General features: G+C 58.2%; 21 protein-coding genes. 14 read left to right on the top strand and 7 right to left on the bottom strand.

Annotation, left to right across the window (positions count from 1 at the left end; genetic code table 11):
• Positions 1-15 precede the first annotated feature (15 nt).
• Positions 16-783, bottom strand: coding sequence for a hydroxyacylglutathione hydrolase (gene gloB, locus P8K07_13150; protein MDG1959463.1), 768 nt, complete (start codon positions 781-783; stop codon positions 16-18).
• A gap of 120 nt (positions 784-903) precedes the next feature.
• Here gloB and P8K07_13145 point away from each other — a divergent pair, with 120 nt between their 5' ends.
• On the top strand, positions 904-1,971 hold the full coding sequence (locus tag P8K07_13145) for a tRNA-dihydrouridine synthase family protein (GenBank protein MDG1959462.1): 1,068 nt from the start codon (positions 904-906) through the stop codon (positions 1,969-1,971).
• A 3-nt stretch (positions 1,972-1,974) separates the two neighbouring features.
• On the opposite strand, the gene gyrA is transcribed toward P8K07_13145, so the two are convergent.
• From gyrA to dnaA, 4 genes are all read right to left on the bottom strand, one after another.
• On the bottom strand, positions 1,975-4,476 hold the full coding sequence (gene gyrA / locus P8K07_13140) for a DNA gyrase subunit A (GenBank protein MDG1959461.1): 2,502 nt from the start codon (positions 4,474-4,476) through the stop codon (positions 1,975-1,977).
• A gap of 10 nt (positions 4,477-4,486) precedes the next feature.
• Positions 4,487-6,925: a DNA topoisomerase (ATP-hydrolyzing) subunit B gene (gene gyrB, locus P8K07_13135; protein MDG1959460.1), complete on the bottom strand. Its 2,439-nt coding sequence runs from the start codon at positions 6,923-6,925 to the stop codon at positions 4,487-4,489.
• A gap of 164 nt (positions 6,926-7,089) precedes the next feature.
• A complete protein-coding gene (dnaN, locus tag P8K07_13130) occupies positions 7,090-8,205 on the bottom strand; it encodes a DNA polymerase III subunit beta (protein MDG1959459.1) in 1,116 nt (371 codons plus the stop codon).
• A gap of 313 nt (positions 8,206-8,518) precedes the next feature.
• Positions 8,519-9,868: a chromosomal replication initiator protein DnaA gene (gene dnaA, locus P8K07_13125; protein MDG1959458.1), complete on the bottom strand. Its 1,350-nt coding sequence runs from the start codon at positions 9,866-9,868 to the stop codon at positions 8,519-8,521.
• Positions 9,869-10,196: 328 nt separating this feature from the next.
• Here dnaA and hemL point away from each other — a divergent pair, with 328 nt between their 5' ends.
• The 8 genes from hemL to P8K07_13085 all read left to right on the top strand — a co-directional run bounded on the left by hemL (position 10,197) and on the right by P8K07_13085 (position 16,178).
• Positions 10,197-11,474: a glutamate-1-semialdehyde 2,1-aminomutase gene (gene hemL, locus P8K07_13120; GenBank protein ID MDG1959457.1), complete on the top strand. Its 1,278-nt coding sequence runs from the start codon at positions 10,197-10,199 to the stop codon at positions 11,472-11,474.
• Between the two features lie 7 nt (positions 11,475-11,481).
• Positions 11,482-11,742 (top strand): AtpZ/AtpI family protein, encoded by a 261-nt coding sequence (locus P8K07_13115; protein ID MDG1959456.1) that lies wholly within the window; start codon positions 11,482-11,484, stop codon positions 11,740-11,742.
• A complete protein-coding gene (locus P8K07_13110) occupies positions 11,726-12,148 on the top strand; it encodes a hypothetical protein (protein ID MDG1959455.1) in 423 nt (140 codons plus the stop codon). The genes P8K07_13115 and P8K07_13110 overlap by 17 nt, the downstream gene beginning before the upstream one ends.
• Positions 12,149-12,182: 34 nt before the next feature.
• Entirely contained in the window at positions 12,183-12,896 is a 714-nt protein-coding gene (gene atpB / locus P8K07_13105; GenBank protein MDG1959454.1) for a F0F1 ATP synthase subunit A, read from the top strand.
• Positions 12,897-13,014: 118 nt separating this feature from the next.
• Positions 13,015-13,341: an ATP synthase F0 subunit C gene (gene atpE, locus P8K07_13100; GenBank protein MDG1959453.1), complete on the top strand. Its 327-nt coding sequence runs from the start codon at positions 13,015-13,017 to the stop codon at positions 13,339-13,341.
• A 205-nt stretch (positions 13,342-13,546) separates the two neighbouring features.
• Positions 13,547-14,560: a ParB/RepB/Spo0J family partition protein gene (locus P8K07_13095; GenBank protein MDG1959452.1), complete on the top strand. Its 1,014-nt coding sequence runs from the start codon at positions 13,547-13,549 to the stop codon at positions 14,558-14,560.
• 77 nt (positions 14,561-14,637) lie between these two features.
• Positions 14,638-15,198, top strand: a complete 561-nt coding sequence (locus tag P8K07_13090) for a hypothetical protein (protein MDG1959451.1) — start codon at positions 14,638-14,640, stop codon at positions 15,196-15,198.
• A 26-nt stretch (positions 15,199-15,224) separates the two neighbouring features.
• On the top strand, positions 15,225-16,178 hold the full coding sequence (locus P8K07_13085) for an alcohol dehydrogenase catalytic domain-containing protein (protein ID MDG1959450.1): 954 nt from the start codon (positions 15,225-15,227) through the stop codon (positions 16,176-16,178).
• 42 nt (positions 16,179-16,220) lie between these two features.
• Here P8K07_13085 and P8K07_13080 read toward each other — a convergent pair whose 3' ends face one another.
• Positions 16,221-16,652: a hypothetical protein gene (locus tag P8K07_13080; GenBank protein MDG1959449.1), complete on the bottom strand. Its 432-nt coding sequence runs from the start codon at positions 16,650-16,652 to the stop codon at positions 16,221-16,223.
• A 161-nt stretch (positions 16,653-16,813) separates the two neighbouring features.
• Here P8K07_13080 and P8K07_13075 point away from each other — a divergent pair, with 161 nt between their 5' ends.
• Complete coding sequence (locus tag P8K07_13075; GenBank protein ID MDG1959448.1) at positions 16,814-17,332, top strand: hypothetical protein; 519 nt, start codon at positions 16,814-16,816, stop codon at positions 17,330-17,332.
• A gap of 66 nt (positions 17,333-17,398) precedes the next feature.
• On the opposite strand, the gene P8K07_13070 is transcribed toward P8K07_13075, so the two are convergent.
• The gene (locus tag P8K07_13070; protein MDG1959447.1) at positions 17,399-17,587 is read right to left on the bottom strand and encodes a hypothetical protein; all 189 of its coding nucleotides are present in this window, start codon (positions 17,585-17,587) and stop codon (positions 17,399-17,401) included.
• A 111-nt stretch (positions 17,588-17,698) separates the two neighbouring features.
• Here P8K07_13070 and clpB point away from each other — a divergent pair, with 111 nt between their 5' ends.
• The 4 genes from clpB to P8K07_13050 all read left to right on the top strand — a co-directional run bounded on the left by clpB (position 17,699) and on the right by P8K07_13050 (position 23,147).
• Positions 17,699-20,323, top strand: coding sequence for an ATP-dependent chaperone ClpB (gene clpB / locus P8K07_13065; protein ID MDG1959446.1), 2,625 nt, complete (start codon positions 17,699-17,701; stop codon positions 20,321-20,323).
• A gap of 84 nt (positions 20,324-20,407) precedes the next feature.
• Positions 20,408-21,154, top strand: coding sequence for a MerR family transcriptional regulator (locus P8K07_13060; GenBank protein MDG1959445.1), 747 nt, complete (start codon positions 20,408-20,410; stop codon positions 21,152-21,154).
• Positions 21,151-21,852, top strand: coding sequence for a ubiquinone/menaquinone biosynthesis methyltransferase (locus P8K07_13055; protein MDG1959444.1), 702 nt, complete (start codon positions 21,151-21,153; stop codon positions 21,850-21,852). Before P8K07_13060 ends, P8K07_13055 begins: the two co-directional genes overlap by 4 nt.
• Positions 21,849-23,147: an isochorismate synthase gene (locus P8K07_13050; protein MDG1959443.1), complete on the top strand. Its 1,299-nt coding sequence runs from the start codon at positions 21,849-21,851 to the stop codon at positions 23,145-23,147. The genes P8K07_13055 and P8K07_13050 overlap by 4 nt, the downstream gene beginning before the upstream one ends.
• Positions 23,148-23,150 lie beyond the last annotated feature (3 nt).

The raw sequence follows: 23,150 nt of genomic DNA, 5'->3' as shown, positions 1-23,150 counted from the left end.
ATTGGCCCGACCCGCTCAGAACTCGTCTTTCAGAAGTCGAGCTTGTGCAAAGCGCGTCTCATCCTGATCCTCGGTATCGGGAAAAAGGCGTTCGAGAGTCGCGCGTAGTTCCGGACTCCCTGTGCGCAAAAAAGGGTTCGTCTCACGCTCCGAGGCCAAGGTGGTCGGTACGGTTGGTTGCCCCTCCCGGCGGCGGGCTCGCGACCACACAAGTTTATCCTGGATTGCCTTGCTGCGCGGTTCCAGTGTCTCGGCAAACTCCAGATTTCGGATCGTATATTCGTGACCACAATAAACCTTGGTGTCCGACGGCAGCTGATTCAGCTTCTCGAGCGATCGCATCATCTGCCCGGCGTCCCCCTCGAACAAGCGTCCACAACCCCCTGCGAAGAGCGTATCGCCGGTAAACACGGTTCTCTCCTGTGGAAAATAATAAGCGATATGCCCGCTGGTATGTGCCGGTATCAAGAGAATCTCGGCCGTCAGCGAACCGATATGCAGCTGGTCGCCCTCCCGAACTTGATGCGTAATTGCCGGGATACGGTCCGCATCGTCGGCGCTACCGTAAACCTCGACACTCCGCGCCTCGGCAAGCTCCGCGTTACCGCCTACGTGATCCCAGTGATGGTGCGTCGACAGGATGGCGGTGATCTCGACGCCGATCTCCCTGGCGGCCTCCACGACCGGTGCAACTTCAACACAGTCGACCACCGCCGCGATCGGTTCGTCCGGTGGAACGATGAGGTAGCTATAATTGTCTTGAAGAACGGGGACCGGGATCACTCGCAAGATCTTTTCCCTCCTTGGAGTCTCTGCAAAGAACCTCCGCCATCTTGCACCACCGAAGCAGCCGCTTCAACCGAGGTCTTGCGCCTGTAGCCCGCGATCGCGACACTTGATCCAATGACGCTCTTTCCGCGCGAACGCTGGGCTGCGCTTGAGAACTCGGGAATTCAGGTCAACTTTCCCTTCTTTCTCGCCCCGATGGTTGGGCTTTCTCATGTTGCGCTTCGTGAGACCCTGCGCTCCTATACTCCTGAAGGCGCCAAATCATTGGTGTTCACCGAAATGCTCTCTTCGAGACGCCTGTCAGCCGAGCGTGTGGGCGATCGACCCGAAACTCGCCATACTGCCGAGGAGACCAATCTGGTTCCTCAGTTGCTCGCCAACGAAGAGCGCTTCATTGAAATCGCGCTCGAGAAACTCGAGGCCATGCGACCCGCGGCTATTGATATCAATATGGGTTGTCCCGTGGACAAGGCACTGAAGCATAACTGGGGAGTCGCCCTGATGGGCGACCCAAAATACGCAGAGGAAGTCGTTCGCGCCACCGTTCGCCACTCCACGAGACCGGTGTCCGTCAAGTTGAGAACCGGCTTGAAAGACGACCCTGATTATCTATTGGACTTCGCGCGCATGCTCGAGAGTGCTGGTGCGTCGTGGCTAACTGTCCATCCACGTATCGCCTCCCAAAAAAGACGCGGCTTCGCCCGTTGGGACTATCTGGCTCGAGTGCGCGACGCTGTGCAAATCCCCGTCATCGGTAACGGCGACGTACAGACAGCCGATGACGCTCTCGATCTCTTGCGCCGGACCGGATGCGATGGCGTGATGATCGGCCGCGCAGCGGTAGCCCGTCCCTGGATTTTATGGCAAATCGGCGAGATGGCAGGGTTCGCGCCACCCCCGGGACGCGACGGTGGCGCCCCGAAGGGGCGGTATGCTGAAGGTGCGGAGTACCCCGAGGCCTTTCGTAAATTTCGCGAGGTCGCCGAGGAGTTCTTCTCCCCCGAAGATGCTCGTCGGCGATCGAGGTTTTTTGTTCATTGGGGTGGACGTTGGCTCGCCTTCGGCCACGAATTTTGGCGTCGGGTCAATTCGGCTCCGGACCTCGACAGCATGGCTGAAATCTCTGACGACTTCTTTGCCAAGCCCCAACATATGACCGAGAGAACGACCTTGCGCAGCTAGGACTTAATCCCCGGATGTCTCGGTCGACGGACCTGTGCTCGTCGGCCCGGGTTCGACATCCGTGCCACTCTCGGAAGACTCCTCGGATTCGTTCGAGTCATCGACCCGTGCGAGACTTACCAGCCTCTCGCCATCATCGATTTCAATCAGCTTCACACCCTGAGTGTTTCTTCCGACCACACGAATATCTTCAACACGAAGGCGGATCAGGCGGCCACGATCCGTGACCAGCATCAATTCGTCATCGTCCGAAACTTGCACGACAGCGACAACGTCACCCGTCTTGGTACCGACCTTCATCGTGCGGATGCCCTTGCCACCGCGCGACTGACTTCGATAATCCTCCAGAGCGCTGCGTTTTCCCTGCCCCTTCTCCGAAACCGTCAGAAGACGAGCTTCGGCTGCAAGAATCTCGAGACTGACCACCTGGTCGCCCGTGCTCAGATGAATACCGCGAACGCCACCAGCCGAGCGACCCATCGAGCGCACGCCTTCCTGCGGGAAGCGAATAGCCATCCCGTTGCGACTCGAGAGCAGAACCTCTTGCCCCGGATCGACCAGGGACGCACCAATCAGTTCGTCGTCCTCATCGAGGTTGATTGCGATGATGCCGGCTGTCCGTCGCCTCGAATAAGCCATCAGGGGCGTCTTCTTGACCGTCCCTTTTCGAGTCGCAAACAAAACGTGCGGGCCCTCGCTGAACTCGTGAATGGGAAGGAATGTCGAGACCTTCTCGCCAGACTCCAACTGCAACAAATTGACGATCGCCTTGCCGCGAGCGATTCGACTTCCGGGTGGGATCTCATACACCTTGCGCCAATGAAGTTTTCCCGAGTTGGTGAGGAACAGCAGGATATCATGTGTCGAGGCAACAAAAACCTGCTCGATGAAGTCTTCGTCTCGCGCGGTCGCGCCCTTCTTCCCGCGCCCGCCTCGTTTCTGGGCTCGATACTCTGTTGCCTCAATTCGCTTCACATAGCCTGCGTGTGAGACCGTCACGACCACGTCTTCGCGCGGCGTAAGATCTTCCATCGAGAGATCGCCGGCGGCCTCGATGATGGTACACCTTCGTTCGTCCCCGTAGCGCTCCTTGATGCCTTCGAGCTCGCCGCGAATGATGCCGTCGATCTCGGATGGCGTTGCGAGGATATGCTTGAGACGGCCGATCAATTCGACCATTTCCTGGTGCTCTTCGAGAATCTTGTCGCGTTCGAGGTTGGTCAAACGCTGCAGACGCATATCCAGAATTGCCTGCGCTTGACGGTCGGAAAGAGCGAAGGTCCCGATCAGATCGTTCTTGGCTTCGACCGGGCTTTTGGATGCTCGAATCAAGGCAATCACGGCATCAAGATTATCCAGCGCAATTTTCAGACCCTCGAGAATATGAAGCCGTTCCTCTGCCTTGCGCAAATCAAAAAGTGTTCGCCGCGTAACGACTTCACGCCGGTGATCGAGGAAGACAACCAGTGCCTCTCGTAAATTCAGAAGCTTGGGACGCCCTTCGACAATCGCAAGAAGATTCACACCAAAGGAATCCTGCATCGCAGTGTGACGATAGAGTTGGTTCAGAACGACCTGCGAGTTCGCGTCGCGCTTCAGTTCGACAACAATCCGCATCCCGCTGCGATCCGACTCATCACGAAGGTCCGAAATCCCCTCGATCTTCTTGTCGTTGACCAGTTCGGCGATGCGCTCGATCAGGCGAGCCTTGTTCACCTGATAAGGAATGGCATCGACGACGATCTTCTCGCGTCCGGTCTTCTCGTTTTCCTCGATCTCCGCGCTCGCACGGACCTGCAGAATTCCTCGGCCGGTCGCATAGGCTTCACGAATGGGCGCGCGCCCACAGATAAACCCGCCTGTCGGAAAATCCGGGCCCGGAATATACTCCATCAAATCGAGCGAGCTCAACTCTGGTTGCGCGAGGAGAGCTACGCATCCATCCACCACCTCGTTGAGATTATGGGGAGGGATATTGGTCGCCATACCGACCGCGATCCCCGAGGCGCCGTTGAGCAAAAGGTTCGGGATTTTTGCCGGGAGAACCGCTGGCTCATGTTCGCTCTCATCGTAGTTCGCGATGAAATCGACCGTCTCCCGATCGATATCTTCGAGCATTTCACTTGCGATTCGCTCAAGACGAGCTTCGGTATAACGCTGGGCTGCTGCCGAGTCTCCGTCGACGGAGCCAAAGTTTCCCTGACCATCGACCAATGGATAACGCATCGCGAAATCCTGAGTCATTCGCACCAATGTTGCGTAGGCCGCAGCATCCCCGTGGGGGTGATATTTGCCGATCACATCGCCCACGATTCGCGCGGACTTTTTATAGGAGCGATTCCACTGCACGCCCAGTTCGTTCATCGCGAAGAGAACACGTCGATGGACCGGTTTCAGTCCATCGCGTGCATCGGGCAGTGCGCGCCCAATGATCACGCTCATCGCGTAGTCCATATAGGACTGACGCATTTCGTCTTCGATGCTTACCGGTATGCGCTGCGCCATCGAGATTCCCCTAGATGTCCAGGTTCTTCACGCTGGAAGCATGAGACTGGATAAATTCTTTACGTGGTTCAACCGCATCGCCCATCAATGTCGAGAAAATGAGATCGGCCTCGGGTACATCCTCGACCCGGACTTCGAGCAGCGTGCGCTTCTCGGGATCCATTGTCGTTTCCCAAAGTTGCTCCGGGTTCATCTCGCCCAACCCTTTGTAGCGTTGGATATCGAGACCCTTTCGAGCGTCCGACATGATCTTCCGGACTGCTTCCGGGAGTGAGGACTTTTCCATACGCTCGTCACCGTTGACGATGGCGAAAGGAGCGGTACCCGCATCCGCCAATTCGCGTCCCAGTCGGCGGACTTCGATAAATTCGGGCGAGGTGCAAAAATCGAGAGACAACTCTGTCTTGATTTTCATTTTTTGTTCGTTGATATTCTCGACAAGAATCACCGGCATTTCCCCGGGGGTCTTCTCGATCACCTGTATGGAAATTTCTTCGACGTTTTCCATACTCTCAAGTTCCGATTGCAGACTGGCTGCGATTTCTCTCAGCCGATCCGGTTCACCGAAGGCCTCGGCATCAAGCCGATCGTCACGGGACGCAGCCACGACAACATCTCTGCTGCGACGACTGCGCTCGATGACTTCGATCATTCTCTCGAGATGGGAGTGACGGCGAATCACGTTAGCGAGAGCCTCACCCTGAAGAGCAACGGAACTCCCGGTGCCGACAACTTCGGTCTGATCACTGCCGATCTGGATCAGATGATCTTCGAGAGCTGCCTCATCCTTGAGATAAATTTCCTTCTTTCCCTTCCTGACCTTGAACAACGGCGGTTGTGCGATCAGGATGTGTCCGTTCTCGATCAGCTCGGGGTATTGGCGATAGAAGAAAGTCAGGATCAGTGTTCGGATATGGCTTCCATCCACGTCGGCGTCGGTCATGATGATCAGCCGATGATAGCGGAGTTTTTCGATATCCTTCTCTTCACTGCCGATGCCCATTCCCATGGCCGTGATCAGGAGTTTGATTTCCTGAGACGAAAGCATTTTATCGAATCGTGCTTTCTCGACGTTCAGAATTTTCCCTTTGAGGGGCAAGATCGCCTGGAACTTTCGTTCGCGACCCTGCTTGGCGGACCCACCTGCTGACTCTCCCTCGACAATAAAGATCTCGGACTTCGCAGGGTCTTTTTCCTGGCAATCGGCAAGCTTCCCGGGGAGAGCGCCCGAGTCGAGAGCGCCCTTTCGGCGTGCAAGATCTTTAGCCTTGCGGGTAGCTTCACGTACGCGAGAGGCTTCGACACATTTGGTAATGATCTTCTTTGCTTCGGAGGGATGTTCTTCCAGGTAAGTTGCCAGACCTTCATTGATGAGGGACTCGACGTAACCCTTGACCTCGCTATTGCCCAACTTTGTCTTGGTTTGCCCTTCAAACTGCGGTTCGGGAATTTTAGTTGCGATTACGGCAGTGATCCCCTCGCGGACATCTTCACCATCCAGCGTATCGCCCTCTTTTTTCAGAAAGCCGTTTTTCGAGGCATAAGAATTAACCGTTCGCGTGAGTGCAGCACGGAATCCGGACAGATGGGTTCCACCTTCGTGCGTATTGATGTTGTTGGCGAAGCTGAAAATCGTCTCGCTGTAGCTCTCATTCCATTGGAGGGCGATCTCCATCGTGACGCCCTCGCGAGCTCCTTCAATGAAGATCACTTCTGGATGGATGGTATTTTTGGTTTTTCCCAGATGCTCGACAAACGAGGCGATCCCGCCCGGGTAATGGAAGTGATGCTCCTTGTCGGAGCGCTTGTCTTCGATGTGGATCTTCAGACCACGATTGAGAAACGCAAGTTCTCGCAACCTTTGAGAAAGAATCTCGAAACTGAATTCGGTTGAGGGAAAGATCAGAGAATCCGGCTTGAAAGTGATCTGTGTCCCGCGGCTTTGCGTCTTGCCGATTTCAGTCAAACTGTCGAGAGGTGCGCCGCGGCTGTAGCGTTGGACGTAAAGGTTACCACCGCGACTGATTTCCATCTCCAAGCTTTCGGAAAGGGCATTCACGACCGATATTCCGACACCGTGCAGACCGCCCGAAACCTTGTAGGCGTCTTTTTCGAACTTTCCGCCGGCGTGAAGCTTGGTCAGGACGACTTCTGCTGCCGAGACACCCTCCGTGGGGTGCATCTCTGTCGGGATACCGCGTCCATCGTCAGTAACGCGCACCGTACCGTCACTATGGATCGTTACCTGAATCTGGCTGCAATGGCCTGCGAGGGCCTCGTCGACTGAATTGTCGACCACCTCATAGACGAGATGGTGCAGGCCTCTTTCCGCTGTATCCCCGATGTACATTCCGGGGCGCTTTCGCACAGCTTCCAGCCCTTCCAGGACTTTAATTTGGTCGGCTCCGTATTCGGTGCCAGGCTTCGCTTCAACTTGATTAGATTCCATAGTAAAATCAGCTACTTGGAGAGTTCTTCTCCATAGCGAATCTTAGCAGAAGAAGAGCCCGATCCAAAGGGAATTGAGCCTGGTTTTACGGGGTTTCCAAAGCTCCGCTCCGAGGATCCTCCCCGATCTTCCCGGATCTTCTTTTTCCGGCGTAATTCAGAGCATCAGAGACGCATCGGCATCACGACATAACGGTAGGAATCGTCTTCTTCGGTCGAAATGACACCGGCGCTGGTTTCATCGGAAAGCCCCAGAACAACTCTCTGATCCTCAGCCAGAACACCAAGCACATCTGTGAGGTACCGGGCATTGAAACCGACCTCGACAGCACTTCCCTGGTATTCAACGGCCAGTTCTTCACTGGCCTCGCCGAAATCCGGACTGCTGGCGGAAACTTGCATCATTCCCTTTTCCAGATTCAGACGAACCCCGCGCGCCCGATCACTGGCAACGACCGATACGCGTTTCAGCGCTGCAAAAAGCTCTCCCTTGTCGACAGCGACCGATATCTTCGTGCTTTCCGGGACAACCTGTTCGTAATTCGGAAATTCTCCGTCCACCAACCGCATCACCAGGTCCACGTTGCTCTGCTCAACGCGGATCGCGTTTCCAAGCAAGCGAATATTCGCCTTCCCTTCGGCTTCATCGAGAAGTTTTCGCAGTTCCGCGAGACCTTTTCGCGGCAGAATAATTCCTTTTTCAACCGAATCCTTCTCGCTTTTCCCGGTTTGGACATCAGCTAGAGCCAATCGATGCCCGTCTGTCCCCACAAACCGGAATCCTCCATCGATCGGGGTCAGGAGAACGCCTCCTAAATGTGATCGTGTATCGTCGGTCGAAACAGCGAATAAAGTCCTGTCTATGGCCGACTGAAGGCTCTCAACGGCGAGTTCGATGGTGGTTCCACCCTTTGCGCTACCGGTTGGAAATGTCGGGAAATCAGCCGGCGCGAGACCAACCAATTTTACTTTCGACCGATTGGACGTCACCTCAACGAAGTCATTATCAAGCGAACGGATTGTTACTTCGCCGGCACCGAGTTCGCGGATCAACTCGAAAAGTTTCCGAGCGCCTACCGTTGCCGATCCCGGCTTCTTGATCTTGGCTCCACAGGTTCGCTTTAAATGAACCTCAAGGTCGGTGGCAGAGATCGAGAGGCTGTCTCCTTCAGCTTCGAGAAGGACGTTAGCCAAAATCGGCATCGTGTTGCGTCTCTCGACGACACCCTGCGCGAGTCCCAGACTTTGCATGAGATCTGATCTGTCGATTGTGAATTCCATGATCTTGTAATTTCCTTTGTCGGAAGCTCCCTCAGCTCCTGCACCCTCTAAACTACTTATGAGTCTAAATTAATTAACTAGTAGTAGTAGAGGCTGTGGATTCGGTGGAAAACTAACGAATCACCTAGACTGCCAAGGGGAAAGGGCTGTCCATAATCCGTTCATGAAAATCCCCGGAATTGCGTCCAGAAGCAAACCGAAGAATCTTTCCCCGGGTAGCACTCAACTTTCAAACAGATTTTCCACATAGGGGATAACACGAAGCCCTTCCCGGGATCGCCCCTGCACCATCCAAAAGGCCGATAATCCGGAATCAGTTGGTCGCGGGACGGCGGACAGCTTGATCGAGCGTCTGAACCGTCTGGCTCAAACCCGTATCCCGATGGATTCCCTTGCGAATCTTGTCGCAGGCGTGAATCACCGTGGAATGGTCTCGTCCGCCGAAAGCGTCGCCGATCGCCGGGTAGGAGGTTCCGATGATCTCCCGGGCCAGATACATCGCAATCTGGCGGGCCAGGGCGATATGCTGCGTGCGCCTCTTGGAGCAAATTTCGGATACCGAGAGACGAAAATGACTGGCAACCGCATCCTGAATTTCAGCGATACTGGTCGGCGTGACCGCGCGGCGCGTCTGGCGGGAAAGGACTTCGCGCGCGAACGCGAGATTGATTGTCTGGTCCGTGAGGGAGGCCATGGCACCGAGGCGGGTGATGGCACCTTCGATCTCTCGGACGTTGTCACCGACGCACTCGGCGACAAAATCACCGACGTCGTTGGGGAGCTTGAGACCGGCCTGAATCGCCTTGGCCTGCACAATGGCGACTCGGGTCTCGATCTCGGGCGCCTGGATATCTGCGGTGAGGCCCCATTCGAATCGATTTCGCAGACGTTCTTCCAAGTCAGGAATATCCTTGGGGAATTTATCGGATGTCAGGACGATTTGTTTATGAGATTCGTGCAGGGAATTGAAGGTATGGAAGAATTCTTCCTGTGTCCTCTCGCGGCCCGCCAGGAACTGGGCGTCGTCGAGGATCAGGAGGTCCACCTTCCGGAACCGAGTCTTGAAATCTGCCATCTTGTCCTGTCGCAACGAAGTGATCAGATCATTTACGAAGGACTCACTGGACAGGTAGGCGATTTTGGCCATCGGGTTTTTTTCTAGAACGCGATGCCCGATCGCATTGACCAAATGAGTCTTTCCGATGCCGACGGATCCATAAATGAAGAGCGGATTATAAAGTTCACCGGGTTTGGAGGCGACAGCGAGCGCGGCCGCATGGGCGAATTGGTTACTCGGCCCGACGACAAACGATTCAAAGGTATAGCGTTCGACCAAATTGCCGCGGCGGGCGCGGGATCGGGGCGCACGCTTGCGTGCGGGTGCCGGTTGATCGGCCTGCCGGGCCGCGAAGAGTTCGTGTTGTTTGCCGCCGTCGATCTCGAAAACAATTTCGGGATCCGGCCCGTCACCTTCTCGAAGTGACGCCTGGAGGAGCTCGAGATAGTTCCGGCTCACCCAATCGCGGTAAAATTTACTTGGTACATGGATCACCGCACGACCGGCCACCAGGCTTCCCAAACGCAGGGGTTTGATCCAAGCATCGTAGTGCTCTTCACCAACGTTCTGGCGGAGTATCCGCTGAGCTCTTTGCCAGCTCTCCATGCCTATACCAACGACCTTTCTCCTACTTCTCCACAGCCGCACAGGGGGTGTGGGAAAGTATAAATTCCGCAGAAGATTCGGGATGTTACAGGTTTCCCGACGCAAAGTTTTCCACTGGGGTATAACGTAGGTGTTTCCGACCCACTTCATCTGCTGAAAACAGCTGAAGTCTGTCGAAAATGTAAAGCAAAAAAATGAATGTTGGAACCGCGTCGGTTTGCCGCGGAAGGCGCTTTTTAAGCCGACCTTGGAGAAGATTCAAGACCTCGTTCCGATGAATTCCTTAGGCCACCAATTTTGCAAAGGAAAAAATTTCGATATTGTCAGAATTGGTTTGCAGGAGACATCGAAGAAGCTGATGGAGCGAGCGCGCAAGGTCGCGCCCGCGGGTGTGAACAGTCCCGTTCGGGCTTGGAACGCGGTTGGTGGAGATCCGCTCGTTCTGGTTCGAGGGCGTGGAGCCGAGGTCTTCGATGCCGATGGGAATGGCTATCTCGACATGGTCTGCGCCTGGGGCCCGTTGATCGCGGGTCATGCCCACCCCGATGTGGTCAACGCGGTGCTGCATGTGGCGAAACGAGGGACAGGCTTCGGGGCGCCAACGCCTCCTGAAATCGAATTGGGCGAGCGCATCGTGGAAGCATTTCCCTCGATCGAGAAAGTGCGTCTGGTCACTTCCGGAACGGAAGCAACCATGACCGCCATCCGACTCGCCCGGGGGGCTACGGGACGGGATCGCATCATAAAGATGGACGGCTGCTATCACGGGCATAGCGACGGCCTCCTGGTGAAGGCCGGTTCGGGTGCGGCGACACTCGGCGTACCGGATAGCGCGGGTGTCCCACCGGATATTGGTGCTCTGACCAGCGTCGTCCCCTACAATGACCTCGAGGCACTGCAGGCCTCCCTGGCCGAAGAAAACCCTGTAGCTGCGGTGATAATCGAGCCCATCGCTGCCAATATGGGGGTGGTTCCTCCCGACCCCGGTTACCTCGAGGCGGTGGTGGCAGCGACCCACGCTGCTGGTGGTCTGGTCATTTTCGATGAGGTGATTACGGGCTTGCGCGTGGCTCGGGGTGGCGCTCAGGAGCTCTTCGGGATCAAGGCTGACCTGACCGCACTCGGCAAGGTGATCGGTGGAGGATTACCGCTGGCAGCCTTGGGTGGACGCGCGGACTTGATGGATTATCTCGCACCCGAGGGACCTGTTTATCAGGCGGGTACCTTGTCCGGAAATCCGGTCGCCTGCACCTCCGGCAAGGAGACCATGAAGTTGCTCACGCCCGATGCCTACGCACGTCTCGAAAAGAGTGGCGCGCAACTGGAAGCCGGCTTGCGTGAGCGCATGCAAGCCGCGGGTGTGACGGGATGCGTTCAGCGAGTCGGCTCCCTGCTCACGCTTTTCTTCGGTGTGACCGAGGTCCGGAATTTTGCGCAGGCGCGGTCCAACGACACGGAAGCCTTCGCCCGTTTCTTCCGGGCCATGTCGGCCGCCGGAGTGAATCTGCCCCCGTCCTCGTTCGAGGCCTGGTTTGTGTCTCTGGCACACGGCGAGGCTCAGATTGAGCGGGTGCTCGATGCCGCGGAAGTTTCCTTCGGGGCCTAGGCTGACCATGGAGGAACCCAATCCGAAATCGGCCCCCGAGGGCCGCGGACAGACCAAGCGCCAGGTCGGGGTGCAGATGACCGCACTCGGTCTGGAGTTCTCGGCGTCCACTCTGGGGGGCATGGCCGTGGGCTGGTACGCAGATAATTATTTCGACACCGGTCCCTGGCTCTTCATGATCGGGACTTTCGCGGGCCTGATTACTTCGTTCATCCGCATTATCCAACTCTCCAGGCAATTCGAGAGGGCCCGTGACGAGGGGCCCTGACGAACCTGCATTCACAGAGGACCCGGTTTTGCTCGAAGAACCGACGGTTCCGGGGGCTCCTCTGCGCCTGCAATCCATCCTTCTGTGGCAGGTATTCGCGATCCTTTGCGGAGTCGGGTTCCAGCTCGCTGTCGCTCGCGGTGCGCCCCTGAGCCTGTTTCTGGGCGCCTTTTTGATGACAGGAAGCCTCGTGTTGAGCCGTCAGGCGTTCTCCTACGCCACCCGCAACCAAAAGCGCCCTGTTTTGGCGATGTTTTTCTTTTTTCTGAAACTCGCGCTTTTTCTCGGTCTGGCAATCTTCGGCCTCTCCGGACAGCTCCTCGGTCCCATGTCGTTCGCGGCTGGTGCAACCACGCTCCCCATGGCGATTGTAGCTGACACATGTTACCCAATCGGGCGGCAGTAGTGGCAAAAGCTGCTTATTCGCGAAAAGGAAAAAAATGGAACATCCGGTCACCTGGGTAGGACTTCTCGGCGTCCCCGATCTTTGGAAATCTGTTGTCACCGGCCTCTTTGTCATGGGGTTGCTGGTGCTGTTGGCCGCCCGCGCGAGAAGCGCGATCACAACTGGGGGCGATCAGGTCCTGATTCCCGACGAGAATCTGTCGGCACGGAACTTCTTCGAGGTCATCGTCGAGTTCATCGCCAGTATGTGCGAATCCGTGATCGGCAAAGGTTCAGCGACCTATGTCCCTATTCTCGCTACCTTTTTCTTGTTCATTATTTCGTGCAACCTGCTCGGTTTGGTGCCCGGGTTCGGACCCCCGACAAGCGATTTCGATATCACCTTCGCGCTGGGCGTCTGTTCATTCATCGTTTTCAACTATTACGGATTCAAGGTCGCCGGTATCGGTTACCTCAAGCATATGGCCGGCCCATTCTGGTGGCTGGCCTGGCTGATTTTCCCCCTCGAGATGATTGGCGTCTTTGTTCGCCCCGCTTCTCTGGGCTTGCGCCTTTTCGGCAATATGTTCGGCGATCATCTGGTCCTCGAGATCTTCACCGATCTCACCAAGGTCGTTGTGCCGGTCGTATTCTACTTCCTCGGAACTCTGGTTTCGGTAATTCAGGCATTCGTCTTCATGCTTCTGAGCATGATTTATATTGCCCTCGGTGTGCAGTCTGCAGACCACGGGCACGGCGAAGGGCATTAAGCCGCCCTTCGGAATTTACGCAGGCTTGCGTCCGGACCCACACGCTGTGGTGAGGATGAAGATAGAGGATCGGGTCCATCAGGATCAGCAAGCCCGGCGGGAGAGGAGAACAATCCAAATGAAAATCCAAGTTGCTATTCTTACAGTGATCGTCACGGCCTTGGCCGTCGTCTTCCCGGAAGCTGCTCTCGCAGCCGATGGTGCTGCTGCAGGTGAATACGGCATGATCGCTCTGGCTTCGGCTATCGCGATTTCCGGTGCTGCTATCGGTGCCGCCCTCGGACAGGGTCGCGGCCTCACGGCTGCGATGGAGTCCATCGGCCGCAATCCGAATTCGGCTGACCGGATCCAGACCCCGATGATTCTGGGTCTCGCCTTCATTGAAGCTTTGGCCATTTACGCTCTGGTCATCGCCTTCTTGCTGCAAGGCAAGATCCCGGCCTGACCCACGCTTTTTGTGGCGAAAAACCCCATCTGCCTCGGCGGATGGGGTTTTTTTGTGCCCGGGGAGCGGGGGCCGTTTGGGAGTTCCTGATTGACTCGCGGCGCTTTTTGTCGATAGGTGGGATTCATCCAGCACGGGCTGGATGGGCAGATGGGAGCATTTGCCCGAAGAGTGTCGAGGGACACTCGTCGAAGGGGGTGGAATCGTGGAGAACGAACCACGGGTCGAGCCGAAAGGTTCCACTGAAGAGGATTTGGAAGGCCCATCCGTTGCCGCCGTATCGGCAGCCGCAGCCGCAGCAGCCGCAGCGCAGGCAAAACCACCGACATTGGCGATGGCCGGCCGTATTTTCGGGAAGAGAAGAACGGTCTTCAGCTCGATACCGATCGTGGATATTCGCACCAACCCGAAGCAGCCACGACAGCATTTCGAGGAAAAAGCACTCGAGGATCTCGCGGAGTCGATCCGTAAGCGCGGTGTTCTCCAGCCGGTAATCGTTCGCCCCGAGCCAGACGGCGGTTATACTCTGATTGCTGGCGAGCGGCGTTTGCGCGCATCGCAGAGAGCTGGTGTGGAGCAGATCCCGGCGATGATGAGCGAGGACGATCTTCTCGAAGTCGCCCTGGAAGAGAATGTTCAGCGCGAGGATCTTTCGCCGCTCGAAGAAGCCGAGGCGCTCTCGCTGCTCGCGTCGGAGCGCGGCCTTTCGCACGGTGACCTTGCAGCCGTGATCAATAAAAGTCGGCCTTATGTCTCGAATACGCTCGCCCTCACGCGTTTGCCGGATGATATCAAGAAAGAGTATTTCGCGATGGAGGCTCCGGCCTCCCGGGAAATCATGATCAGTATCGCCCGCCAGAGCTCCGAGGAGGCCATGCGGACCCTCTGGACCAGAGTCAAGCTGGATGCGATCTCGGTGCGCAGTTTCCGCAACGAGCAGCGGGCGGCGAACCCCGAGGCAAGTTCTCGGCCCGTACTGCGGGCCGTGCGTCGTCTGAGTCGAGCAATTCGGGGATTTTCCGACCCCCTTGCGCTCGCCACCGACGAGGTGGCACCGCTGCGCCGCAGTCTGGTCCGGATGCGCAATCGAATCGAGAAAGTCCTTGAATCTCTTCCCGCAGAGGAAGAATCCATGCCAAAGCCCGCGCCCCCGATGGCTCGAGAGGCTGCGGCCGGTGCGTCCGGGACGGCGACACAATCCGATTCATCGGGGACTTGAGTCCGGGGTCGGAATGTCCGAAGACTCCAGAGGGGGCCTCGTATTCTGCGGGTCCGGCCCGAAGGGGGAGATAGGGAATGTTTAGAACAAGCTGGATTGCACTTTTATGTCTGATTCTCGGACCGGTGCCCCCGCTTTTTGCGGCATCCACAGACTTGGGTGAGGGGTGCCAGAATAGCCCCGAGCGCCCTTACGTCTGCGATATCGGATCACCGCGAGTTCTCTCCAAGCGGGAATTTGCCGAAGTACTGGATAAAAACTCGGCCCTCCGTGAAACCGTGACGCGGCTCGGAAAACCCGATCGGGCCGAAATTCAGAAAGTCCGCGTTCGGGAACCCTGGTCTCCATGGGAGGTGCGAACCTATTATGAGGACCTCGATCGGATGTTCATCTACGGCAGGGCCTATATTCTCGGGTCGCCGGTGATCACGATTCTTCGCCACGAGTCGCGGATACCCCGGACGCAGATGGCTCGCGGCGGAGGAACCGCCGCAGATCGCGCGGCTCAGGGGGCTGCCGAGCGGGCCGCGGCCGCTGCCGAGCGTTCGGCAGCCGCGGCCGAGCGCACAGCGCAGCTCGCAGAAGCCTTGGCGGACGATGCCGGTGAGCAATTTCCCCGGCGTCTGATGAAGAAATAGTCCGCGCTCAAGCGGCGGGTGCAAGCATGCGTGCCTTTCTATGGGACGGCAGGGGAGCTTCGGTCGTAACCGACCACCCTGACCCGGTGGCCAGCGATACGATGGCTCTGGTCGAGGTCCAGCTCGCGGGGATCTGCTCAACCGACTTGCAGATCCTTCAGGGCTATATGGATTTCCGAGGCGTTCTCGGGCACGAGTTCGTGGGTGTGGTTCTCGAAGGCCCACCGGAATGGATCGGCAGTCGAGTCTCCGGCGAGATCAACTTTGCCTGCCATCGATGTTCCTTTTGTGCGCGCGGGCAGACACGGCATTGTCCGAACCGGACGGTCATGGGGATTTTGGGATCCGATGGTGCCTTTGCCCAGAGGGTCCGAGTCCCCTGGAAGAACCTGCATCGCATACCGGATACGGTCAGCGACAGGGAGGCCGTCTTTGTTGAACCCCTGGCCGCAGCCTTCGAGGCAGATGTGCAGTCGAGAGCTTATCGCGGGGGCCGCACCTTGATCTTGGGTGCGGGTAAACTCGGCCTTCTGTGTGGACAGGTTTTGGCTCTGCGGGGCGACGATGTGGTTGTTCTTTGTCGTCACGATGAAGCGATGGCGAAGGCACGGGCGGTGGGTCTCGAAGCGGTCACGATGGATGATGTCGGGAGGAACTACGCTCTGGTCGTCGAGGCTACGGGGCATCCGGATGGTCTGGCGACAGCCATGCAGCTCGTGCGTCCCGAGGGGGCCATTGTGCAAAAAACGACGATCGCTGCTCGGCACGAAATCGATATCGCACCATTGGTGATCCATGAAGTGTCGTTGATCGGTTCGCGCTGTGGGCCATTTGCCCCGGCAATCGAGGCCTTGGCCAAAGGCCAGGTGCAGGTCGCTCCCCTGCTTGCCGCCGTTCTACCTCTCTCCGAAGCCGCAAGGGGCATCCGCGAGGCTAGCCTGCCCGGTGCGCTCAAGATTGCTCTGGATCCGTCCCTCTGATCGTCATCCGTCGGCGTCGACTGCCCGTCGAGTGCTTTTTGCTCAGGCCGACTCCCGATCCCGCAAGCTGATCGAATGACGCTTGCCATTCACCCGACGGAAGGGAAAGCGATAGAGACCGCTTTGGAGTTGCTCTGGTCGGGTTTCCCAACTGAGCATTTTCTCGCGCACCAACTGTGGGTCCATTCCCAGAGCTTCGCAGAGATTCGAGAAGGAATAAGGCCATTCGAGATCCTCGGATTCCAACCAGGCGCGAGTCTCCTGATACTCGCGTTCATTCCCGCGTGAAGGCTCCTTCAGGTAGCGTTGGAAAGTGGCTACTGCATCCTCCATCACCGCCAGCATCAGCCTTATTTCCGGCTGATCTGTCGGCTCGGGCCTGACTTGATCGCGATGCTGCTCGGGCGTGATCATATCCGGAGCAAAAAGATCCGTTATCGAGTCTCTGGTGCTGTAATGGCGCAAGGTATCCATGGGCGAGTCTCCCTTTCTGGAGGGAGACCGCTGCAAGCCACGTGCCGTCCGCTTCGGCGCACTTTGCGGCCGATTCAGTTGAATCCCCACAGGGGACATGCTGGATTGCGATGAGTTGCTGTTCTGCGACATAGGACGATCATCCGATCTTTTAAAAGCTGATGGAAAAACCCAAAAAACCGCCACCCCCGACCAATAGCCGACTCTCCGGAAGCGCTCTTGTCGAGACTATCGACGGTCCTGTCGAGATCTTGACACTGGTTGGAAAAGTCATGCCCGTGACGACGCGACTAGCCGACGGCACCATCGGATTTCGCATGATGATCAATATTCGCGAACTCGCAGCCGAGGCCCCGCTCGTGCAGTTCCGAAACGAAGAAGGGCAGACCCTTCGAGTCGGGCACGATCATCTTTTCGTCGCTGCCGACGGGTCACCGATCGCCGCGGAATCGGTCGAGGAAGGCACCGAACTCGCTTCGGGTTGGAGTTACCCCGAGGGCTATATCGTTCCCGATGCGCCTGAATATGCAGAGCATTTGCGGGGCAAGGCGTTCCGCAACACGATCCGGATCGCGGGCCGCGAGGATGGGGGAACCGGGCCTGTCTATGGCGCCACCGTCAAACAAACGGCCAGCTACTTCCTCACGTTCGGGGCTTGCAGCCTCGCCCAGATCGTCTGAAGCGGGGAAGCCGAAGGCCGGTTTTGCGCCGCGTGCGGTTTGACGCCGACCCAATCGGATCTGTTGTCAGCCCTCGGCCGGCGGGTAGAGGTATTTTGCTGCCGCGGGCAATCCGGCCAGGAACGGCAGGCCGACCAGCATAAGGATTCCACCGATCCCGATCCAGGTCAGGTTGAACGCCACCAGACCGATCAGGAGCGTCATCAGCCCCCATGCGAGAATCGCTACGGAGGTGAATGTGCGGATAAAGACCATACATCGCTTCTACCATTTTGGGCACGGCACCGCCAAGGGCACTTGCCATGTCAGGGAAAACCCTTGTCAGAGCAGCAATCGTGGTTATCTCAATGCTGAGGAAGTGATCATATGGATGCTCAAAAACTGACCGAAAAATCTCAAAAGGCGCTCGCAGATGCGCAGAAAATTGCCGCCGAGCGCGGCCACCAAGGGGTCGATGCGGAACATTTGCTGCAGGCCCTGCTCGCGGACGGGGACGGTCTGGCGGTGGCCTTGTTGGCTCGCGCGGAAATCGACCAAAGTTCGCTCGGCGGAGCTTTGCAAAAAGCCCTGGAGTTGATTCCCGAGGTCCGCGGCCCCGGCCACGATGCCTCCCGTTCCTATTTGACCCAGAGGCTGTTGCGGTTGCTCTCGGTGGCCGAGGGCGAGGCAGAAGCGCTCAAGGACGACTACGTCAGCGTGGAGCATCTCCTTCTGGCTCTGCTCGCTGACGAGGGAGCTGCAGGCACCTGTCTGCGGGGCGCCGGTTTGGATCGCCCTGCCCTCCTGTCTGCCCTGCAAGCGGTCCGAGGTCACCAGCGCGTGACCGGTCCGAACCCGGAAGATACCTATGAATCGCTCGAAAAGTTCGGGCGTGATTTGACCGAGGCGGCCCGGGGAGGGCAACTGGATCCGGTCATCGGTCGCGATGACGAAATTCGGCGCGTGATTCAGGTGCTTTCGCGCCGGACGAAGAATAACCCCGTGCTCATCGGTGAGCCTGGCGTAGGCAAGACGGCGATCGCCGAGGGGCTGGCGCAACGGATTGCCAATGGTGATGTCCCCGATGGTTTGCTGCACCGCCGGGTCGTTTCTCTGGATATGGGTGCGCTGATCGCCGGAGCCAAATTCCGAGGCGAATTCGAGGAGCGCCTCAAGGCTGTGCTGAGCGAAGTGCAGCGCGCCGAGGGGAATATCATTCTCTTTATCGACGAACTTCATACGGTCGTCGGTGCGGGTGCCACCGAAGGTGCGATGGACGCCTCCAACCTACTCAAGCCCATGTTGGCCCGCGGTGAACTGCATTGTGTGGGTGCGACGACGCTCAACGAGTACCGCAATTATATCGAAAAAGACGCAGCATTGGAGAGACGTTTCCAGCCAGTAATGGTCGATCAACCAGGGGTGGAAGATACCATCTCGATCCTGCGCGGGCTGCGCGAGCGTTATGAAGTGCACCACAAGGTGCGCATCAAGGATGCGGCCTTGGTCAGCGCGGCGACTCTCTCCAATCGCTATATTTCCGATCGCTTTCTTCCGGACAAGGCAATCGATCTCATGGATGAGGCCGCCGCTCGGCTGCGCACCGAGATCGACTCGATGCCCGTCGAGCTCGACGAGGCTGCCCGCCGCACGCTGCAGTTGGAGATCGAGCGCGAGGCACTGCGCAAGGAAACCGATCGGGCCTCTCGAGACCGGCTGGAGCGTCTGGAACGGGAACTGGCGGATCTCAAGGAAGAGGAAACCCGCCTCCGGGCGCAGTGGGAACAGGAGAAACTCGCACTCAGCGGGGTTGCCGAAAAGCAGCAGGAGCTTGAAGCTGCGCGGCTGGAATTTGAGAGAGTCTCCCGACCGGGCCCGGATTACGACCCCGCTCGCGCAAGTGAACTCCAGTACAGCAGTATTCCTGCGCTGGAGGAGGCCACGATGGAGGCTACAGACGCGGGGGTCGGCTGCTTGATCAAGGATCATGTCGATGCCGACGATATCGCAGCGATTATTGCGCGTTGGACCGGAATCCCGGTGGCCAAGTTGATGGAAGGCGAAGCCGAGAAGCTTTTGCAACTCGAAGAACAACTTCATCAGCGGGTGATCGGCCAGAATGAGGCCGTTGCCGCGGTCTCGGACGCTGTGATTCGAGCCCGTTCGGGGCTTGGCGACCCGGAGCGGCCCGTGGGTTCCTTCATTTTTCTCGGACCTACAGGTGTCGGTAAAACCGAGCTGGCGAGAGCTCTGGCAGAGTTCCTGTTCGACGACGAACAGGCGATGGTCCGGATCGATATGTCCGAGTATATGGAGAAACATGCGGTTGCCCGACTGATCGGCGCCCCTCCCGGCTATGTTGGCTTTGAAGAAGGTGGCCAGTTGACCGAAGCGGTGCGCCGCAAGCCCTTTTCGGTTGTGCTCTTCGACGAGATCGAGAAGGCCCACCCGGATGTGTTCAACCTGTTGCTGCAGATTCTGGATGATGGCCGACTGACCGACAGTCATGGGAGAACGGTCGATTTCAAGAATGTTGTCGTGATCATGACCTCAAACGTTGGCAGCAGCCGCATTCTCAGCCAGACCGTCGGCCTCGGGGATCGCGAGGCGCCGGCGCATGCACTCATGCGCGAGGGCGTTCTCGAGGATTTGCGCGAGCAATTTCGCCCGGAGTTTCTCAACCGGGTCGACGATATCGTTGTCTTCCATGGTCTCTCGGAGGAGCATCTCGGCGAGATTGTGGAAATTTTGCTTGGGCGCTTGCGAAACCGTCTGGCCGATCGCGAAATCACACTGCAGCTTACCGAGGCGGCCCGGCGTCATCTGACCGAGGTGGGTTATGATCCGGTCTACGGCGCCCGACCACTCAAGCGCGTTCTGCAACGAGAGCTGGAAACGCAACTTGGCCGGCGGATCCTGGCCGCTGAGGTGACCGATGGCTCCGCTGTTGTCGTCGATTATCGAGACGGAGAGTTGGTTTTCGGGGTTGAGGCAGCCGAGCGGGCTGCATAATTAACTAAGTAAAAACAATACTTTGCGTTTTATTTCCTGAGCTGCCCCTTGTACTTTGTGAGTAATCACTCATAGAGTATTCACATGGATTATCGTGTAGAGGAGCTCGCGGCCGAGGCAACGCTGCCGGTCGATACGATCCGCTATTATCAGAATCAGGGGCTGCTCCCGCCGCCTCGACGGGTAGGCCGCAATGCGATCTATGGGGAAGGGCATCTCGAACGCCTCGACCAGATTCGCCGATTGCAGGATGAGGGTCATACACTCAAGGTCATTCGGCGCCTGGTCAGCCCCGTTCGCAAAAAGGCTGACAAGGCGTTGATCGAAGCCCTCACGGCGGGGACTGGCCGGGCCAATCTCAGCCGTGCAGAGGTGGCCGCCGAGTCCGGAGTCTCCGAGGAACTGATTCACGCCGTCGAAGAGGTGGGTCTTGTGGGTGCCGGCGCCGGCAATCAGCAGGGCCCCTATACCGAAGAGGATATCGAATTGGGCCGAGCTGCGTTGGCCCTTTTGCAGGAAGGTCTGCCGCTCGGCGAACTGATTGGCCTGGCTCTCGGCCATGCCAAACATGTCGATGGGCTCTGCGAACGTGCGGCCGATGTCTTTGACCAACATATCAGGCGGGGCTCGGAGGGTGAGTTGACCGACGGCGATGAGGTCGCGAACGCAGTGCGCCGGATCCTGCCGGCCGTGACGACGCTGGTCGCGACGCATTTTCACCGCACTCTGGTCGGGGTCGCTCTGGCGCGGCTGGCCAAAGACGGCGACGAGGAGACTTTGGCGCGCGCCCGCGAGGCGACGACGGGCACCCTCGAGGTGCAGTGGCGATGAGTCTACCGGCACAAGAGGAAAAAGCCCGCACTGTGCGGGATATGTTCGATCGGATCGCGCCCGGCTACGACCGCATGAACGTTTTGATGACGGGCGGCCTCGACCGTGTTTGGCGTCGTCGCTTGATGCGGGAGGTCGCGATCCAGGTGGGCGATCGGGTTGTCGATCTCGGCTGCGGTACCGGTGATTTGATCGAATTGGCCACAGGCGCCGGGGCCTACGCTGTTGGTGTCGATCCGGCCGGCGGGATGTTGGCTGTGGCTCGCGACCGGGGGATGGGCGCGTCAGTGGTGCAGGGCGACGCGATGGATATCCCCCTCGCGGATCAGAGCGTGGACGTCGTCACGACGGCATTTGCGCTCCGTAACGTTCTGTCGATCCCGCCGGTCTTCGCAGAGTCCGCAAGAATCTTGCGGCCGGGCGGTCGTTTGGCGATCCTCGAAGTCTCGCAGCCAAACTTTGCCCCCGCCCGCGCGGTTCATAGTTTTTATTTTCAAAAAATAGTTCCTCTGGTGGGCCAACTTCTCGCCGACAGAGAGGCCTATCGTTATCTGCCAGCATCCGCGGCCTACCTGCCCGAGCCGCCGAAATTGATTGCGATGCTGGAAGAAGCCGGTTTCGCCAAGGTCCGGCGGATCGCTCTCGGAGCGGGCGCTGTGCAATTGCTCATCGCGACCCGGGCCGGTGGATCCTCATGACGATGCCCCATCGCGTCCCCGCCGAAGCCGAAATCCGGATCGAGCGTCGACAGGTCGAATTTTCGGGAGACCCCCGTCTTCTATGGGATCTGGCTCCCGAGGAGCCCGCCTTTCTCTGGTCACGGGGCTCCGAGGAAATGATTGTGTCGAGTGGGGTCGCGCAGGGTTTTGAAGCGGCGGGGCCGGATCGCTTTCGCGAAATCGCGGCTCGCCTGAGCCGTGCCGATTTGCCCAGACCGTTGCTTGTCGGTGGTTTTGCCTTCGACCCGGCACATGCGCCCGCGGGGGAGTGGTCGGACTTCGCCTCCCTCTCCTTTCATTTGCCTCGAGTCGCGATCTTGCTGCGTCCGGGCCGAACCGAGCTTTTTGCAGCGAGTGCCGATACCGCGCAGTCTCCCGGAGAGGTTCTCGACGCACTTGAGGAAAATCTGACGCAACTGGTTTGCCGACCCAAACGAACGCGCAGTTCCCTCGACCTTCACGTGCGTGCCCGTGAAACCGATGCCGAATGGCAGAGGTCGGTTTCGGGTGCGCTCGCGGAAATCGAGAGCGGACAATTGGAAAAGCTGGTGCTGTCGCGGGCTGTGCGGGTCTCTTCGGTCGAGGAATTTCATGTCCCCCGCCTGACACGACACCTTAGCCGTGCCCATCCTCATGCCAATGTTTTTGCCGTGCGCCGCAATGGAAGCACCTTTCTCGGAGCAAGTCCCGAGACTCTTGCCTGCGTGGAAAATCGCGAGTTGAGGACAGCCGCGGTCGCGGGAACGGCGCGACGAGGCGATGGAGCGAGCGAAGAAGTAGCTGCGGCGGAGACCCTGCAGACAAGTGTCAAAGAGCGTCATGAGCATCAATTGGTCGTCGCCGACGTGGTCGAGCGCATTGCACCCTTCTGCGATCAGGTGAAGGCCGAGAAAACCCCCGAGACGATGTCGGCGGGTCCGGTCCAGCACTTGCGGACCCCGATTCGCGGCACGTTGCTCGACGACGCGACCTTCCTCGACGTGGTAGCCACACTGCACCCGACACCCGCTCTCGGTGGGTTGCCGCGCGCCGAAGTCGCGTCGGCCCTGAATCGTCATGAGTCGTCGCCGCGTGGGTGGTATGGCGGCGGGATCGGTTGGATGGATGGCGCCGATGGCGAGATCAGTGTGGCGATTCGGACGGCACTGGTTCGTTCCGGAGAAGCGACGCTGCATGCCGGGGCCGGCATTGTCGCAGGCTCCGAATGGACTGGCGAGCTGGAGGAGACGCGTCTGAAAATGCGCACCATCCTGGAAGCATTTCTGGAAGCCTAGGGT

Source organism: Candidatus Binatia bacterium, from assembly GCA_029248525.1.
GTDB lineage: Bacteria > Desulfobacterota > Binatia > UBA12015 > UBA12015 > UBA12015.
Note: the sequence above shows the minus strand (reverse complement) of the source record. Positions and strands in the feature narration are given on the sequence as shown.